We start from the raw sequence: 17,907 nt of genomic DNA, 5'->3' as shown, positions 1-17,907 counted from the left end.
CAAGAGAGGCCTGTTATGCCGCGATCCGGTACGTTTTGTCGAACCTGCAACCTCTGTGAAGCCATGTGCGGTGTGGCGATAACGCTGGAAGAGGAGCAGATTATCGCGATAAAAGGGGATGAAAACGACCCTTTTAGTCGCGGCCATATCTGCCCCAAAGCGCTGGCTCTAAAAGACCTGTATGAGGATCCCGATCGCCTGCGCAAGCCAATGGAAAAGCGCGATGGCCAGTGGCATGAGCTGGAGTGGGAGGAGGCGCTGGATAACGTTGCCGAGCGTATGCGCAGTCTCCAAGAGGAGCATGGGAAGGATGCACTTGGGGTCTATTTGGGCAACCCAAATGTGCATAATCTGGGTGGAACCCTGCTCAACGGCGGTTTTTTGCGCGCGCTAAAAACGCGCAATAAATTTTCGGCGACGTCGGTAGACCAACTGCCCCACCATATGGTCGCCTGGAAACTGTTCGGGCATCAATTGCGCATCCCTGTTCCCGACATCGATCGCAGTGATTATTTTGTCATTATGGGCGGTAACCCGCTGGCGTCGAACGGCAGCATTATGAGTGTGGCGGACGTGCGCGGTCGGTTAAAGCAGGTAAGGCAGCGCGGCAAAGTGGTGGTGATTGACCCGCGGCGAAGTCAAACGGCAGAGCTGGCTAATGAGCATCACTTTATCCGCCCCGGTAGCGATGTACTGCTGCTCTTGGCGATGTTGAATCACTTGTTTGCCTCAGCGCAGGTGACGTCCGGTCACTATCGCAGTTTGCTCGATAGCGACCCAGTGGCGCTCAAACCGCATTTTGATGCCTACACTCCCGAGCGGGTGGCGGAACATATTGGCATCAGTGCCGCTGATATTCGCAGACTGGTCGACGAGTTTTGTGCGGCCGAGGCGCCGGTGTTGTATGGGCGCATGGGCGTGTCGGTGCAGGAGTTTGGCGCGCTGTGTCAGTACTTGATTATGCTGTTCAACGTGCTTACCGGTACGCTCGATAGCCCCGGCGGCTTGATGTTCACCACGCCCGCAGCCGACATTTTGCCTCAGACCGGGCGCGGAAACATGGGGCGCTTTCACAGCCGGGTTCGCCAGCTACCAGAATTTAATGGCGAGCTGCCGGTCTCCACGCTGGCAGAGGAAATTACCACCCCCGGTGAAGGCCAGATTAAAGGCATGGTGCTGATCGCGGGAAACCCCGTACTGTCTACGCCCAATGGCGACCAGTTAGATAAGGCCTTTGCCAGCTTGGACTTACTGGTGTCGGTAGACTTCTATCTGAATGAAAGTAGCCGCCATGCCGATTTTATTTTGCCGCCGGTCAGCCCGCTTGAGCGCGAGCATTTCGATGTGATTTTCAATCTGTTGGCGGTGCGCAACAATGTTCGCTACGCGCCAGCATTATTCCCTCCCGGTGCTGAAGCCCGCCACGATTGGCAAATTTTGTTGGGCCTGCGGGACCGCCTCGCACCGCCTCGCTCGATGAAGGAACGGCTGAGCCGCCGCGTTGAACAACGCCTCGGGCCAAGCGGCCTGTTGGCCTTCCTATTGCGCCGGGGTCCCTACGGTGCAGGTTTGCATCCCTTTAAGGGATTGACGCTGTCTAAACTGAAATCCGCGCCACACGGTATTGATCTGGGGCCGTTGCAGCAGCAGCTGCCGAAGGGGCTTTATCATAAAGATAAGCGTATTCACTTGAGCGCGGCGTTTTTCCTGGCTGACCTGCCCCGTGTTGAGCAACGCTTCTTCGAGCAACAGCGCGCGGCAGCATTCTTACTTATCGGCCGCCGGGATGTGCGCAGCAATAATTCTTGGTTGCATAACAGCCAGCGCTTAGTGAAAGGGAAGTCGCGCTGCACGGTATTGGTTCACCCCGATGATGCCCGGCGCTTGAATATTGCCGACGATGACACCGTGCGAGTCAGTTCGAGGGTTGGCAGTGTTGAGTTACCGGCATCAGTCAGCGACGAGGTGATGCCCGGTGTGGTGAGCATTCCACACGGTTGGGGCCACCACCGCAGTGGCACGGCCTGGCGCCGCGCAGAGGCCAATGCTGGGGTGAGTGTTAACGACCTCACTGACGAGCAGTTTATTGACAGCCTGTCGGGAAATGCGGCACTGAACGGTGTGCCGGTGAACGTAGAAGCGGTTGCATAGGCGATGGCACGGGATTTGCCACGCAGGGTTTGCCAATAATAAAAAAAGATAACCATGTTCCATGGAATGCTGGAGAGCTGTAAATGAAAACGAACAAAGCTGTGTTGTTCCCGCTGGCGATGTCTGCGCTATCGACGTTGTGCGTCGCGCCGAGTTTTGCGCAAACTGAAAATCGCGCCATGCTGGAAGAGGTGGTGGTCACCGCTCGGCGGCGCGAAGAGAGCTTGCAGGATACCCCGCTGGCGGTATCGGCGTTGGGCTCGGATATGCTTGAGCAAATGGGTATCAGCGATATTGAAGACGTGGAAACACTGGCGCCCAGTCTGCAGTTCTCGCAGACTAACTACAAAGCGCCGGCGGTCTTTATTCGCGGCATTGGCCAGCGCTCGGGTAATCCCGTGCTGGACCCGGGGGTGGGCATGTACTTGAACGGCGTCTACGTGCCGCGCTCTGATGCCCAGCTGCTCGATGCGGTTGATGTGGCGTCGATACAGGTATTGCGCGGCCCTCAGGGCACGCTGTTCGGCAAGAACAATATTGGTGGCGCCATACTGGTTGATTCGAAAAAACCGTTTACCGACGGCTTTGAATTTGGCGCAAAACTTGGCGCGGGGAATTACGGGCAGAAAAGTGCCAAGCTCGATGCCAACCTACCGCTCAGCGACAGCATCGCTATGCGTGTCGCGGTGAATGCCAAGCGCAGCGATGGCTCAATCGATAATGTCGCCGCTGACTATGCGCTGTTTGACCAGGACCGCATGGCGGTGTCATCGCGGCTGATTTGGTATGTCAACGATGAGTTCGAAGTCGACGTCTTCGGCTTTTTAAGTCGTATCGATGAGCGCGGTTCACCCTACAACTGCGTTTTTCAAAACAGCAGTGCCATTCTTGCGCAGGGCATTTACCGAGGGGCTGATGGTTCGGATTTACAGGCCGCCTGTAACGAGAGCTCTGAATTAGCGAAAACCTTTAAGGTCAGTCAAACCGCGGAGGATGCGGTCTATGCGATCGACAACCATATGCTGGCACTCACCTTGCGCGGCTCGGTTGCGGGAATAGATGTAGAGAGCATTACCAGCTACGCGATGCAGGACAATATCCGAATTAGTGGCGACTCTGATGGCACGGCGATTCGTGCAGTGGCGGTTGGCCCGGATGCCGGTTATCAGGTACTCAATGGCTCTGATGATCCATCGGTCGGCGATGCCGTGCGTGAGCAATTCAGTCAGGAGGTGAAATTCAACGGCACCGCCTGGGACGATACCTTGAACTACACCTTTGGTGTGTTCTACGCCGAGGAGAGTTTGGACAATAGCATTGATGGCACCGAGGTGGGCGACAACGGCTTGGTGGCGGTAGGGCCGGGCGCTGCGGTTGATCTGGGCATTCCGCTTCCCAATACCCTGGTGTTGCCCGTGCAGGCCAACGCCGTTGCCTTGGCCGACTACGAAAACACCACTGCGGCAGTGTTTGCGCAGGGAACATGGGATATGACCGAGACCCTGCAGCTGACATTGGGTTTGCGCTATACCGAAGAAGAGCGCAGTACGGTGCAAATTCAAGGCACGCCGGACTACGATGAATACGCGAGTCGGCTCAATGCCCAGATCGGCAGCAACCCCGCGATATTGCTGCCTGTCACCCATGTGATGGACGGTATTTTTTCGCCGGTACCGCTGACGCAGTATTTTGCCTATGAGGCGCCCTCGGTTCCTCTGCTGTATGCGGCGCCGCTGCGCGGTGATACGCGCTTCTCGGAATTTACGCCAGCGGTCACGCTCAATTACCTGGCTGATGATGAACTGCTTGAGTCCTTGAATCTCGACAGCTTTATCGCTTATGCCACCGTGAGCAAGGGCTTTAAGTCGGGTGGTTTGGATGTGCGCTCGACGCAGACCGATTCGTCGATCAAGCAGTTTGAGCCTGAGATTGTCGTCAACAAAGAGATTGGTTTTAAATTAGACGCCTTGGATAGCCGCCTGCGTTTCAATGTAGCGGTGTTCCAGATGGATTATACCGATCTACAGGTCGCGCTTTATGAGCGCGGCACCACTCAAACAGAAGTGGTGCAGTTTACCGGCAATGCGGGCGAGGCCGTGGTCGACGGGTTTGAATTTGAGATTACCGCCCTGCTGGGTGATTTCACCATCAATGCCAATGCCGGGTATACCGACGGCGACTTTATTGACTATGACCTGGGTACCAATACCGCTGATGGTTTTGCGATTGTTGACCGCAGCGGCGAGGCCTTTCCCCAGGTGCCGCAAAATGTTCGCGGCGTTGTCGTGCAATATGATTGGCACTCGCCGATTGGTCTGATTATTCCACAGCTGCAGTACTACTATTCCGATGAAATATTCATCGGTACGGATTACCTCAGCGGTGACTACGCGAGCTCGACCATCGGCCAGTACGAGCTTTTCAATGCCAGGGCGCGTTGGCAGATCAATGAACAGATGGGCGTGTCGGCCTACGTGAATAACCTAAAAGATGACCCATACTTTGTTGGCGGGATCGCAGTAACCAGCGTGATCGGGGTTGCCAATCGCGTTCCCGGAACGCCGCGAGAGGTGGGCGTAGAGTTTAGCTACCAATTTCAATAAACTGTAATGCTGCCAGGCCCGTGGATGGTTAGGGCATTTACGGGCATTTGCGTTGGTAAAGATGGACGCGGCCGACAGCCGGCTACGAGAAATGGACGAGGAACTATGAAGCGTATATTTGGCATGTTGCTTGGTGCAGTGCTGCTACTGACAGCGGTGCTGGTAATTCGCACACTGCAATTCGCGCCACCACAATTTGAGGCGAGCGAAATCTTGGCTGACGTTGATTGGTCAGAGGCGGAGTTGGCAGCGGGGCTTGCCGGAGCGCTGCGTTTTCCCACCATTTCGAATATCGATGCTGATGCCGTAGACCAGCAGGCATTTGAAGACTTTCAGGCCTATTTAAAACAGCGCTTCCCCAAGGTGTTTGCACAAATTCCCCACCAGCGCCTGCCCGGCGGTACCTTGCTGTTTCGCTGGTCGGGAAGCAGTGAAGCGTTAAAACCCATTATGCTGATCGCCCACCAAGACGTGGTACCCGTGATACCGGGTACCGAAGATCAGTGGAGCTATCCTCCCTTCGCGGGGACCATCGCCGATGGTTACATTTGGGGGCGGGGAGCAATCGACGACAAAGCCAGTGTGATCGGTATTTTAGAAGCCACCGAGCGTTTGCTTGAAGAGGGTTTTGTTCCGCCGCGCACGGTTTATTTGGGGTTTGGTCACGACGAAGAGGTGGGTGGTAAGGGCGCGCAAGCCATGGCGGCACTGTTGGCTGAGCGTGGCGAGTCGCTGGCCTTCTTACTAGATGAAGGCGGGGTGATCGCCAAGGACATGCTACCCGGTGTCGCGGAGCGCGTCGCATTGATCGGCCCGGCGGAAAAGGGCTATGTCAGTTTGAAACTCAGTGCCGACGGTGGCGGTGGCCACTCCTCCGTGCCGCCTCAGCAAAGTGCGGCAGGCGTTGTTGCGGCGGCAGTGGCGCGCCTTGAAGCCAATCCGCTACCTGCTGATATGCAATATACGGTGGACTTTATTCGTTATTTGGGTGACAGCGTACCTTTTTACCAACGCTTGCTGTTTGCGAATAACTGGTTGTTTGAGCCGCTTCTGGAAAAAGTACTGAGCAGTCAAGCGCCGATCAACGCTGGGATGCGCACAACAACGGCCGTTACCATGTTGCAGGGTAGTGTGCGGGACAATGTTCTGCCGATTGTTGCCTATGCGGTGGTGAACTTCCGCATTCTGCCGGGCGATACGATTGACGGTGTGCAGCAGAAGGTGGCGGAGATCATTGATGACCCTCGCATTCGCATTGAGACCTACGGCGGCTTCGGGAACAACCCCTCTGCGGTGGCCTCACCCGACTCGGCAGGCTTCAACGTACTTGCCGATCTCGTCCGACAAGTGAGCCCAGGCACCATAGTCGCACCGCGATTAGTGGTGGCGGCGACTGATGCGCGACATTTCGAGGAGGTGTCGGAAAACAGTTATCGTTTTATCGGAGTAGAGGTTGGCCCGAAAGAAATGAAGGGTATTCACGGTACCGATGAGCGCGTCTCTATTGCCAGTTATGTTGAGGCGGTTCGTATTTACTATCACCTTCTTCGCCGCAGCGCTGAATTATAAGAGCTGCTTCTCGCCACTATTTCTGTGTGTTATAGCGGGTAAAAAAGCCCGCTTTTTGTTGTTGGCGCCCAAAAACGTCTATCCGTTCTTGGATTTTCTTACCGCTATTCTTATACATTGCCGCCCAAAGCGTGAAACAGCGCTGTTTAATAGCCCGAGAGACTCCACATGCGTTATCCCGTTGACCCCCATTTCCCAGTGCGCGATGAAGATGCGCCACTGAAAGCTGATCTTGCTGAGAAAAAGGTGAAGCCAATTTTTATTATGGGCTTGCACCGTTCCGGCACTACCTTTCTCTACGACAGTGTGGCGAGGGCCTTTCCTCTGGCACAGTTAACCCTTTACGATTTTTTTTACTATGACCGTCTGCTTCGCAACCATCAGCAGGGCGGTGCGAAACAAGATGCACAGCGCTTGAATGCCTGCTTCGCCGCGCTCGGGATTAAAGACCGTAATATCGACTCGGTGCCCGTTTCCGCCGAGGAAGTTGAAGAGTACGGCTACTTGCTCAGACGCCGCTTCGGCAGTTTTAAGCTCAACGAGCACAGCGCCGCGTTTTTTGAGGAAATGTGCCGAAAGCTGTTGACCGTGCATGCCGGTAGTGAGGCGGTCTTGCTTAAGAACCCCTGGGACACCGGCAATGCGCGCTGGATGGCGGAGCGATTCCCCGAGGCGAGGTTTATTTACATCAGCCGTGAGCCTATCGCGGTGCTCAATAGCATGCTAAACGCGCTGCTTTCCTATTTAGAGGGGCCTCAACACTATCTTGAAATGCTGTTGGATCGTGGTGACGGGCGCCGTAGTTATCGCGCCGGTTATATCGTATGGCTCGGACTGCGGGGACTACGCAAGCTGATTGGCCGCCGTGCCATTGCCCGCCTGGCAAGGCCGCTGCTGGCGCGAACGGTGGCCAAGCAAGTGGCGGCCTACCGCCGCGAGTTGGCGGCAATGCCGAGCGACCAGACGGTCGAGGTGGATTATTCAGCGTTGCGAGAGAGCCCCGACGCCGTGATGGCGAGTCTAGCGCCGTTACTGGCCGTGTCGCGCAGCGCCAGCGCTGAAAGTATGCGAGCGGTCACTGCCGGGCGGCCCGTTAATCCGGTTTTGCGCGATTACGCCGAGCATCTGGATAGGTTAGTGGAGCGAGAACTGGGCGCCGCTTGATAAGGGGGGCCCCCGTCATTCCCTCAAGGCCTGGAAACAGGCCTTATTCTCCCGCAGATATTTCCCCTCATTGACAAAAAATATGCGCCATCGGCAGGGCGTTATTTACTCATATACGCATAAACCCCTATAGCTATTTGTAAGCGACTGTATGGCAAGTGTTTTATTGCTCAAAAAAACACTATGACACATTAGGCGCGAATTGACTATGTCACACTCGTGTCTCGGTGTGATGCAAGGTATTGAAATATAAGTAAAAATTCTTATCCCCATGTTCTTAGGTGTGACTTAAGTCACGCTGGTCGTTTAGTGATGTCCTTATCATCTCTGTGTGTCTTAGCGATTTACACATATAAAAATGCGGCTGCTTAACAGCCGAAATAAAAATGAAAAAATTAAGCAGGGGCTGCTTCCGATTCGTCGGTAGGTTTCCTGTTTAGTGCGATACCTAGCCAGAGAGACGAAGAAGATGGAAAAGTTACCCCGCTCGCAAAATTCGCGAGACCCGTACCTGAGAAAGGACCTTGAAGCCGAGCTGCATATAAGCCGGGGTAAAGTTGCCACAGGCGGCGCACTTGAGTTGCCAGCCTCACCCGTCAGGCCTCTGACGCAGGTTCCCCAACTGCTGCCAATTGCAACAGCGCAGCGCGGTATGTGGATGGGCGAAAAGATCGGCCCCGCCGATGCGGTATATAAACTTGCCGAGTATGTCGATATCCGCGGCCATATTGATGCCGCGGTATTTCTCCGGGCGACTTCCATCTTGACCCAAGAGGCGGAGTCAACGCGAGTACAGATTATTGAAACCGCCGATGGACCTCGCCAATTGGTGGCAGAGGCCTATATGGGAGAGTTGCCGGTTGTCGACTTCAGTAGCCATGCCGACGCCGAGCAGCGTGCATTGCGGTGGATGAACGATGAGTTGCGCCGCCCCGCAGACCTCGCAGACGATGCACTGTGGTTCAGCGCGCTAATCAAGGTCGAGGATGAACGGTTTTTTTGGTACCACCGCTGCCACCACATCACCATTGACGGTTTTGGTGGCGGTCTGATCGCGCGCCGAATGGCGGAAATTTATAATGCGCTGCTCAGTGGCGAGGAGCCAGGTGAGTCGCCATTTTTACCCTTGGTAACCCAGTTGGAGCAGGAAAAGCTCTATCGCGAATCTGCACGTTTTGAGCGCGACCGAGATTACTGGAAGCAGCAACTGAGTGGCTTGCCCGATGCAATTTCGCTGTCGCGTCGCAATGCCCAGCGCAGTGGTGGCCTGCGGCGCAGCGGTATTACCCTGTCGCTAGAGCACTCTGCGAAAATTCGCGACATCGCCCAGCAATATGGCGGCTCAGTACCGCAGTTATTAATTGCCATGCTCGCGGTTTACACCTACCGCATGACGGGGCAGCAGGACTTGGTCTTCGGTATGCCGGTTACGGCACGAGCAAACCGCACGCTGCGCAGCATTCCGGCAATGATGGCTAACGCCGTGGCGATTCGCCTGGCGATGGCCGACGATGCCAGCCTTGTTGACCTGCTTGGGCAAACAGCGAAAACCGTAAGGAATGCGCTTCGCCACCAGCAGTATCGCTATGAGGAGCTGCGGCGTGATCTCGGCCTGCTTGCACAGGGGCAGCAGATCTCCTGGATGGGGGTGAATATTGAACCCTTTGATTACGACCTGGGCTTCGGTGGCCACGAGTGCAGTGCACACAACCTGTCGAATGGCACCGTAGAAGACATGACAGTGTTTGTGTTTGATCGCGGTGCCAAGCAGGGCATGAATGTGGTGATTGACGCTAACCCCGCGCTTTACAGTCAGCGAGAGCTCGATGAGCACCGCGATCGATTGGCGCGATTAATCGAAGCGATGATTGCCGCCCCTGAGGGCGCGATCGGTGACTTTGACCTGCTCTCCGAGCAGGAGCGGCACCTGCAGCTGCAGGCCTGGAACGATACCAAGCAGCCGTTGCCGGACAGCCACTTGCCAGCGTTGTTTGACAAAAGTGTCGCCGCTTTCCCAAGCCACGCCGCGGTATCTGACGCCGGGCAAACGCTGAGTTATTCAGCGTTCGGGCAACAGGTCAATCAATTGGCCCGGGCATTGAATGTATTGGGCGTGGGGCCGGGTAAGTTGGTGGCCGTGTCCCTGCCGCGCACCGCGGCAATGCCGATGACGCTGTTGGCGATTATGAAGTGCGGAGCGGCGTATTTACCGCTGGACCCGGAAACCCCCGCTGAGCGCCTAGCCATGATATTGGACGACGCCAAGCCCAGCTTGCTGCTCAGCAGCGTTGAGACCGCCGAAAAGTTGCCTGACTGTGAAATACAAACGCTGCTGTGGGAAGAGCTCAACTTAAACGCCTTTTCCGGCGACGATGTGCCCCTTGCTGATATTGGCGCGAACAGCCCGGCGTACATCATTTACACCTCCGGTTCGACGGGGCGCCCCAAGGGCGTGGTGATTGGCCATCGCAGCTTGATGAATTTTTTGCTGGCCATGCAGGATGCCTTGGCACTTCAGCCCGAGCAGCGGATGTTGGCGCTAACGACCGTTTCGTTTGATATTGCTGTGCTAGAGATGTTTTTGCCACTGCTTGCCGGTGCTCAAGTCCATGTCGCTACCCGCGACATCGCCAGAGACCCGGCGGCGCTGGCCGCGCTGGTGAATGAGCAGGCGATCACGCATATTCAAGCGACGCCTTCGCACTGGCAGGCGCTGCTTGAAGATAATGCCGAGGCCTTTACGGGTGTTCAACCGCTGGTGGGCGGTGAGGCGCTGCCGATGGAGCTGGCGCGCAAAATGCGTAAGCTGGGAGCGCCGATTATCAACTTATACGGCCCGACAGAGACAACGATTTGGTCCACGATGATGACCCTGGACAAGCTGGAGGGCGGCACGCCGGCCATTGGCCGTCCAATCTGGAATACGCAGGTCTATGTGCTGGGTGACGATCTTCAGTTGTTGCCAAATGGCGCTGCCGGGGAATTGTATATTGGCGGAGAGGGTCTCGCGCTGGGGTACTACAAACGTCCCGACTTAACCGCCGAACGTTTTATTGCCAATCCCCACGGTGAGGGCTTGTTGTATAAAACCGGCGACCTTGCGCGCTGGCGTGATGACGGCGCACTGGAATACCTGGGGCGCAACGACTTCCAGATTAAAATTCGCGGCTTTCGTGTTGAGACTGAAGAAATTGAATCGCAGTTGATCCGCTGTCAGGGTGTGCGTCGTGCGGCAGTGGTGCTGCGTAACGACCCCGCTGGCGTGCCAAAGCTGGTGGCGTTCCTGCTTGGTGAGGAGGGCTTCGATGCCCAGCACACCGCGTTGGAGGCCGCCACACTGCGCCAGCAGATCGAGCGCAGTCTCCCGGAATACATGCTGCCCTCTCACTATCAGGTGCTGGATGATTTTCCGCTGAATGTGAATGGCAAGCTGGACCGCAAAGCCTTGCCGGAGCCTCAGTGGCAACTTGTTAGCGAATACACGGCGCCGCGTAACGCGTTGGAAACGCAGCTGGCAGAGCTGTGGTGTGAGATCTTCAAACTGCCGCGTATCGGTATCCATGATAGCTTTTTCGACCTCGGCGCTGACTCGATTACCGCGGCGCGCATGGTCTCGCGTCTGCGTGATGTCGTGGGGAAAGACGTACCCCTCGCGGCCATCTTTGAGGCGACGACGATCGCTGAATTGGCGGAGCAGCTGGAGCGCGGTGATCAAATAGATCCCCTGGCAGGCGTGCAAGCCCTCAATCCTTTAGCCGCGCGTGGCGAGGGTGACGCGCTATTTTGTATTCACCCAGTACTCGGCCTGAGCTGGGGCTTTGCGGGGCTAAATCAATACCTGCCTGACGGAACGGCCTTGTTTGGCATTCAGTCGCGTGGCCTCTCTGGCGGGCAGGAGCTTCCTGCGAGCATCGAGGAAATTGCCACAGACTATATTGCATTGATGCGGGACCGCCAGCCACAGGGCCCCTACCGTATATTGGGCTGGTCGATGGGCGGCGTTATCGCTCAGGAAATGGCGCGTCAGCTGCGTGAGCTGGACGAGTCAGTGAGCTTCCTTGGCGCTTTGGATTCCTACCCCTTCGTGTCGCAGCAGCGTGACGACAAGGTCGGTCAGGTGCGCAGCATCTTGGAATTTCTCGACATCGCGGTAGAGGGCGAGCTGCCCGATACCATGGAGGAGCTGAGTGAACTCCTGTGCCGGGAATACGACGTGCTTAACCTAGAATTTGTCAAACAGTTGCAGGGTAAACAAAGCGCCTTAATTGACGATGTCAGTGCGGTGATTAGCAATAACCTGCAGCTGCTGCAGAACTTCCAGCCGCGGCCTGTAGATGTGGAGTTGCACTTTTTCCAAGCGGTGCAAACGGCCACGTCACAGGAGCTGCACCACCGCCCCGATGCCTGGCAGGACGCCGTCGCGGGTCTCAATATTTATCCGGTGGAATGCCATCACCAGCAAATGCTGGACGCGGAACCGCTGGCAGTAATCGGACCCTTCGTTGCGCGCGCGCTGGCAGGTTGATAAGCATGAAAATCGCGATCTTCTCCATCGGCACCCAGGGAGATGTCCGCCCTTTTGTCGCGCTAGGCTTGGGTTTGCAGGCGCAGGGGCATCAAGTATCCATTGTCACAGGCGACAGCTGTGAACAGTTGGTGCGTCGTCATGGCCTCGATTACGCGCCGCTGACCGCAGACTTTTTGGAGTTGATGGCCAAGGACCCGGAAGTACTTCAGCGCGGCCTGAACCCCGTTGCGCTTCTGCGCACCGCGCGGCGGGAATTGTTGGCAATGTCTGCAGACTGGGTCACACAGGCCACGCAGGCGGCGAACGGGGCTGACTTATTGTTGGGCTGTGGCATGGTGGCCTCGCTGGCCACCGCCATTGGCGAGCGCTATGACATTCCGGTGGTCGAGACCCACTTGCAACCGGTGACACCGTGTCCTGATATTCCGCCGATGATGTTGCCACCGCCGCGCCGCCCGCGCCCCGGTATGGTAAACCAAGGCTTGTATCACGCCTGTCGCGTGCTGACCTGGCAGATGCTCAGCCCGGCCTACCGTCAGGTTCGTCAAAAACTCAACTTGGCGCCACTACCCTGGTATGGGCCGTTTTACCGGCGGCGTCGGACTCACCATGTGTTGTATGGGTTTAGCCCGAGCATTATTCCGCCATCGCGTTATTGGCCAGAGTCGGTGCGGGTAGCGGGTAGCTGGTTTCTCGACGAAGCTCAGACGTGGCAGGCGCCGGAATCACTGGAAGCCTTTTTAGCCGCCGGGGACAAACCCATTTATGTCGGCTTTGGCAGTATGCTCGGTGATGACAGTGCGGCGCTCAGTGAGGTGTTTTTACAGGCGTTGCGAAATAGTGGCCGCCGCGCCATTTTTGCCACCGGTTGGGGAGGCTTGGCATATGTCGACGACGACAATGTGTACTGCCTGACATCGGCGCCGCACGACTGGCTGTTTCCGCGAGTGGCGGCGGCCATTCACCACGGCGGGGCGGGTACGACGGCGGCAGCGGCAAGGGCGGGGATTCCGTCGATAATTATGCCGTTTTTTGGCGACCAGCCATTTTGGTCGTGGCGCTTGCAGCAACTTGGGGTAGCCACCTGTTCACTGGATCGCAAGAGCTTGAATGTCGCGGATGTTGAGCAGGCCATTGAGTCGGCAACCGACGCGGCGCTGCGTCAGCGCGCAGCCACGGTGGGCGCGCAAATTCGCGCCGAGGATGGCGTGGCGGCGGCCATCGCTCAGTTGTCCAAATGGGGCTACCTGACCCCCGTCAGTGAGCCAAGCCCCGCTGTTGATCGCGACCTTGCCGAACCCAGCCTTGCGCAATAGTGGCGCGGACACACTGAGCTTGTCATCACCCCTGCCCGCAAGTGGATTTATCGAGCAGGTTTCGCTGCTGCCAATGCCCGAATTGGCAGTTAACGCGGTGCATTGTCGTTTTAAACAAAGCCGTTATACCCCGGACCTGTTGACCTCTTGGGGAATTGCTTTGCCAGCCTCTTTGGCGCGGGTGTCCGCCGCGCGCCAGGCGCAATTCCTTGCCGGTCGTTATGCTGCTTGTTATGCGCTGGGTATAGAAAACGTAGAGAATCACAGCCCGGCAAGGCGAGATACCGGCGAGGTCATATGGCCGCAGGGGATTACCGGCTCCATCAGCCACTGCGACGACAGCGCGCTGTGCGTGGTCGGACGTGGAGGGCATTTGGGGATCGATATTGAGCCATTAGTCGCCAGCGATGCTATTGACGAATTGTGGCGCTTGGTGGGTGATGACAAGGAATGGCAGCGGCTCTCTATGTTGCCTCGCGATCGCGCGTTAACGCTGCTGTTTTCTGCCAAAGAGAGCTTGTACAAAGCGCTGTTCCCTCGCTTGCAGCGCTACATCGACTTTTCCGAAGTGCGTGTTATCGCAGTCGATCCGGAGCGGCGCACGCTCCAGTTCAAGCCGCGCTCCGCGCTGGGCTTGGCCTTGCCAAGGGGCTGTATATTTACGGTGTATTGGCAGTGGCTGGGAGAGCGCTGCCTAAGTTACACGCGCTGCGACTAAGCCTCTTCTATGGCAATGTTGAAGCGCATATACAGCATCGACATAAAGGGGCTGATCAAATTAAAAAAGCAGAAGGGCAGGTAGCTGAGCGTTGCAACGCCGAGGGCGGTGGCATGAAATGCGCCGCAGGTGTTCCAGGGAACCAGTACTGAGGTGGCGGTTCCGGCGTCTTCCAGCGTGCGGCTGAGGTTGCGCTGACTCAGCCCCTGCTGGGCGTACATGTCGCCGTACATTCGCCCGCCAATAAGAATGGTCAGATACTGCTCGGCCGCCGTGAGATTGAGCACCCCACAGCTGCCAGCCGTGGTTGCCACGAGCGACGTCCGGCTGCGCGCCAGTCTTTTTAGTCCGCTTGTAATGTCGCCGAGTAAGCCCGAGGCTTCCATCATGCCACCGAAAACCACAGCGCTTAAAATAAGCCATATTGTATTGAGCATGCCTGCCATGCCGCTGCTGGCCAGCAAGGTATCGCTAAAGCTGTGACCGGTGATGATCTCGCTACTTCCTACAATGGTTTGCACCAGCCCCTTGTACAGCCCGCTTGCCGAGCGCTCGCCACCAATTTGATAGACCAATTCCGGCTGCACATAGGCGGAGATCACCGTGCCGATCAGCGTTGCGATAAACATCACGGGCAGCGCCGGAACGCGTTTTACGATCATGACAACGACGAGCAGCGGCGCAAGCAATAGCCAGCCCGACAGGGTCATGCTGGTGCTCAAGGCATTCATAATCGCTTGCGTCTCGGCGACCTCCCTTCCACTACTGTGGTGTATACCCAGCCCAACAAAAATAAGCAGGGCAATGGCAAACGAGGGCAGTGTGGTGAGGGCGAGGTAGCGCACATGACTGAACAACTCGACATTGCACACACCTGCGGCCAGGTTGGTGGTATCGGAAAGGGGAGAGAGCTTGTCGCCAAAGTAGGCGCCAGAGATGACGGCGCCAGCGGTGATGGCTTCACTCATGCCGAGTCCCACCCCGGTTGCCATCATGGCAATGCCGATGGTGGCCGCCGTGGTCCAGGAACTGCCAATGGCCGTTGACACAATGGCGCAGACAATTGCCGCGGCAGCATAAAACCAACTGGGGTCGGCCAGCTGCAATCCATAGTAGATAAGCGTCGGTACAATACCGGCGACCGTCCAGGTGCTGGACAGCGCGCCAATCATAAACAGCATTAAGATGGGGATGATCGCAACGCCGATCACTTTCAACATGCCATCTTGCAGGGTTTGCCAGGAGCGGCCGCGTTGCAGGCCGATAACGGCCGCGACGCCGCCCCCCAGCAGCAGTGCCAGCTGGTTGGGGCCTTCTATACCGGCATCGCCATAGAGATAGACATTGAGACCAAGCAGGCCGAGAACCAAGCATAGCGGGAGGAGGGCTATGCCGACATGATGAGAGCGGGCTGGGGTCATTGGCGTTGGCTACCACACATTGCTGTTTTTTTGTTTGTAGTGGCCAGAATAGCGGGCGCGTTGCGGTGGCGCCACTTTGGCACCACCGCAGAGGCTTAGCGGTTGGTTTTTACCCGCAGGGATTTAAAGCTAATGGAGTTGTGGTCCTCCAGGTCGCGCTCGGGCTCCTCTGCTAATGTAGCGTTGGGGAACTGGCGGAAAAACTCGCGCATACTCAAGTACAACTGATGTTTTGCAAGCGCGGCACCGATGCAATAGCGAGGGCCATAACCAAAGAGTACGTCTGGATTGAACTCGCGGCGTACATCCAGGCGATAGGGGTCGTCGAAAAAATCGGGGTCGTGATCTTTTAGGTGGGGCATCATTAACACCATTTGCCCTTTCTTCACCTGTTGTCCAAGCAGTTCACGGTCTTCCGGAACGTAGCGGGCAAAGCCCATTTTCGAGTTGCCTGCCCAGCGCATAATTTCGCTAAAGGCGTTAGAGAAGGTGGCGGTAGACTCCAATGCCAGGGGGATCTGATCTGGGTTCTTCAAAAAGGCATAGGCCGACCACTGCTGTGCCATCAACGTAGTGTCGGCGCCGGCGCCGATCAGTGCCAGGATCAGGGTAACGATATCCCACTCGTCGAAGTCTTCGTTTTCCGCTTCCACTTGCAGCAGCGCGCTGAGGAAGTCCTCTTCGCCTACGGGTGACAGGCGGCGCTCGGCGATCACTTCCAGCAAGATATCGATGGCCAGGTTGCTGTCTTGCTGGGCTTTTTCCCGGCGCTCGTCGGAGATAGTCGGGTTCCAGGTTTCGGTAAAGGTCAGCACCGTTTGCTTGATCTGGGGCCAGTATTTTTCTGGAATACCCACCATGCGAGTGATGGAGATAAAGGGGATGTGCCGCGCGACATCTTCAATGTAGTCGAATTCATCGGCGTCTTTTAAGCCCTCGAAAAGGCGGACGATATCGGGCTCGATGCGTCGGTTGATGTTATCAACAACATTGCGAGAAAACGCCGGGGAAGTGATTTTGCGAATAAGGCGGTGGTGGTCCGGGTCAGCCAGCAGGCTGTGGCCCACCAGGGCGCGCTCGAAGTTATTCCAGTTTTCTTCCAGTGGCCGTGGCGGCGCAAACTCCCAGTCGTAAAAGTCTGAGCTCAGGTACTCATTCTTCCAGCAATCCATAATGTCGGGCATGCGGGTCATAATCCAGCACATCCAGGGGGCATACCACACCAAGCGACCGCGCTCGGAAAGTGCCTTGCACTGGGGGCCGGGGTCCAAGGCATATTCCATGGAATTGGGATTGAAGACAGATTCGATCGGGGGCAGCTCACGCTGTTCGGTGGTTTGCATTGCGTACACTCCTTATCTTTATTGTTTTGCACCGCCGCAACGGCTCGCAAAAATATCGGTGTTTGCGAAAAAATATACTACCGTGTATTTTTATTCTCAAGTGACATTATTTTTAATTTACCGCGCGTCGCGGCGATAACAATAAGGAGTGGTAATGCAAAACTTTACAGACAAGGTAGCGGTAATTACCGGCGGGGCCAGTGGTGTGGGGCGCGCATTGGCGCTCGCGCTGGCCGATGAGGGAGCCAAGCTGGTGATTGCCGACATCGAAGAAAATGCCTTGCAGCGCTGCAAAGCGGAATTAGAGGAGCGCGGAGCCCAGTGTTTGGCGCAACGCGCTGATGTTACGCAGCCAGAGTCGATGGCTGCTCTTGCCGAGGCGGCGTTTACCCACTTTTCCGGGGTGCACCTCGTTTTTGCCAACGCCGGTGTCGGGACGGGCGAAGGCGGCAACATGTGGGAGTACAGCGCCAATGATTGGGAGTGGGGCTTCCGGGTAAATACCTGGGGCTTGATTAACACCATTAACGCCTTTGTCCCCCGCTTGGTGGAGCAGGGCGAAGAGGCGCACTTTGTGGTGACTGGCTCGGGGAATGGCGCGTTCTTAATGTTACCGGATACGCCGATCTACACCGCGACCAAGGCAGCGGCGCAGGCGATTACGGAAAACCTGCATTTTCAGTTGCAGGCCCAGCAATCGCCGGTGAAGGTCAATGCCCTGTTTCCCGGCCCACATGTGGTGAATACCGGCATCTTTAACTCTGAGCGCAATCGTCCTGAGGATTTGCCCGTCGACCCGAATAAGCCCGATTCAGGTATCCACTCGGTCGATGATATGAAGGCGATCATGGCGCAATACGATATGGAGTTGAAAACCACCGAGCCGGATGAAGTTGCTGCGTTTGCGCTCAACGGGCTGCGCGAAGACAAGTTTTGGATTACCCCAATGTCGGAGAAGTCCCGGGCCGCCTTTATTGAGCGCACCCAGGGCATTCTCAATGGCGTAACGCCAACGCCGCCAAACGTACTGTAGGAGGCATTCGCGTGACGGACCGGCTTACGCTACCATTCGACGCTTTGACAGAGATGGGAGA

General features: G+C 56.6%; 10 protein-coding genes. 8 read left to right on the top strand and 2 right to left on the bottom strand.

Going from position 1 to position 17,907, the window contains the following annotated elements; all coding sequences use genetic code 11:
• Window positions 1-15: 15 nt before the first annotated feature.
• The 7 genes from AC2Q8J_RS06360 (at window position 16) to AC2Q8J_RS06330 (ending at window position 14,049) form a co-directional block, all read left to right on the top strand.
• The gene (locus tag AC2Q8J_RS06360; protein ID WP_486452426.1) at window positions 16-2,151 is read left to right on the top strand and encodes a molybdopterin oxidoreductase family protein; all 2,136 of its coding nucleotides are present in this window, start codon (window positions 16-18) and stop codon (window positions 2,149-2,151) included.
• A gap of 83 nt (window positions 2,152-2,234) precedes the next feature.
• Window positions 2,235-4,754 carry a TonB-dependent receptor gene (locus AC2Q8J_RS06355; protein ID WP_486452425.1) on the top strand — a complete coding sequence of 840 codons (2,520 nt, stop codon included), beginning with the start codon at window positions 2,235-2,237 and terminating at the stop codon, window positions 4,752-4,754.
• Window positions 4,755-4,859: 105 nt separating this feature from the next.
• A complete protein-coding gene (locus tag AC2Q8J_RS06350) occupies window positions 4,860-6,323 on the top strand; it encodes a M20 family peptidase (RefSeq protein WP_486452424.1) in 1,464 nt (487 codons plus the stop codon).
• Window positions 6,324-6,491: 168 nt separating this feature from the next.
• The gene (locus AC2Q8J_RS06345; RefSeq protein WP_204995270.1) at window positions 6,492-7,487 is read left to right on the top strand and encodes a sulfotransferase; all 996 of its coding nucleotides are present in this window, start codon (window positions 6,492-6,494) and stop codon (window positions 7,485-7,487) included.
• Between the two features lie 469 nt (window positions 7,488-7,956).
• Window positions 7,957-12,012 (top strand): amino acid adenylation domain-containing protein, encoded by a 4,056-nt coding sequence (locus tag AC2Q8J_RS06340; RefSeq protein ID WP_486452423.1) that lies wholly within the window; start codon window positions 7,957-7,959, stop codon window positions 12,010-12,012.
• 5 nt (window positions 12,013-12,017) lie between these two features.
• Window positions 12,018-13,331 carry a glycosyltransferase gene (locus tag AC2Q8J_RS06335; protein ID WP_486452422.1) on the top strand — a complete coding sequence of 438 codons (1,314 nt, stop codon included), beginning with the start codon at window positions 12,018-12,020 and terminating at the stop codon, window positions 13,329-13,331.
• Window positions 13,276-14,049 carry a 4'-phosphopantetheinyl transferase family protein gene (locus AC2Q8J_RS06330; RefSeq protein ID WP_486452421.1) on the top strand — a complete coding sequence of 258 codons (774 nt, stop codon included), beginning with the start codon at window positions 13,276-13,278 and terminating at the stop codon, window positions 14,047-14,049. Before AC2Q8J_RS06335 ends, AC2Q8J_RS06330 begins: the two co-directional genes overlap by 56 nt.
• Here the strand turns inward: AC2Q8J_RS06330 and nhaC are convergent.
• Window positions 14,046-15,470, bottom strand: coding sequence for a Na+/H+ antiporter NhaC (nhaC, locus tag AC2Q8J_RS06325; protein ID WP_486452420.1), 1,425 nt, complete (start codon window positions 15,468-15,470; stop codon window positions 14,046-14,048). The two genes, AC2Q8J_RS06330 and nhaC, sit on opposite strands and share 4 nt — an antisense overlap.
• A gap of 95 nt (window positions 15,471-15,565) precedes the next feature.
• Window positions 15,566-16,813: a cytochrome P450 gene (locus AC2Q8J_RS06320; protein WP_486452419.1), complete on the bottom strand. Its 1,248-nt coding sequence runs from the start codon at window positions 16,811-16,813 to the stop codon at window positions 15,566-15,568.
• Between the two features lie 154 nt (window positions 16,814-16,967).
• Between AC2Q8J_RS06320 and AC2Q8J_RS06315 the strand changes: the two genes are divergently transcribed.
• Window positions 16,968-17,846 (top strand): SDR family NAD(P)-dependent oxidoreductase, encoded by an 879-nt coding sequence (locus tag AC2Q8J_RS06315; RefSeq protein ID WP_486452418.1) that lies wholly within the window; start codon window positions 16,968-16,970, stop codon window positions 17,844-17,846.
• Window positions 17,847-17,907 lie beyond the last annotated feature (61 nt).

Source organism: Spongiibacter sp. C9W, from assembly GCF_057370015.1.
Note: the sequence above shows the minus strand (reverse complement) of the source record. Positions and strands in the feature narration are given on the sequence as shown.

Bases quoted from the DNA above. Each gene is read 5' to 3' on its own strand.
- AC2Q8J_RS06360 (WP_486452426.1), top strand. From the start codon at position 16: ATGCCGCGATCCGGTACGTTTTGTCGAACCTGCAACCTCTGTGAAGCC.
- AC2Q8J_RS06355 (WP_486452425.1), top strand. From the start codon at position 2,235: ATGAAAACGAACAAAGCTGTGTTGTTCCCGCTGGCGATGTCTGCGCTA.
- AC2Q8J_RS06350 (WP_486452424.1), top strand. From the start codon at position 4,860: ATGAAGCGTATATTTGGCATGTTGCTTGGTGCAGTGCTGCTACTGACA.
- AC2Q8J_RS06345 (WP_204995270.1), top strand. From the start codon at position 6,492: ATGCGTTATCCCGTTGACCCCCATTTCCCAGTGCGCGATGAAGATGCG.
- AC2Q8J_RS06340 (WP_486452423.1), top strand. From the start codon at position 7,957: ATGGAAAAGTTACCCCGCTCGCAAAATTCGCGAGACCCGTACCTGAGA.
- AC2Q8J_RS06335 (WP_486452422.1), top strand. From the start codon at position 12,018: ATGAAAATCGCGATCTTCTCCATCGGCACCCAGGGAGATGTCCGCCCT.
- nhaC (WP_486452420.1), bottom strand. From the start codon at position 15,470: ATGACCCCAGCCCGCTCTCATCATGTCGGCATAGCCCTCCTCCCGCTA.
- AC2Q8J_RS06320 (WP_486452419.1), bottom strand. From the start codon at position 16,813: ATGCAAACCACCGAACAGCGTGAGCTGCCCCCGATCGAATCTGTCTTC.
- AC2Q8J_RS06315 (WP_486452418.1), top strand. From the start codon at position 16,968: ATGCAAAACTTTACAGACAAGGTAGCGGTAATTACCGGCGGGGCCAGT.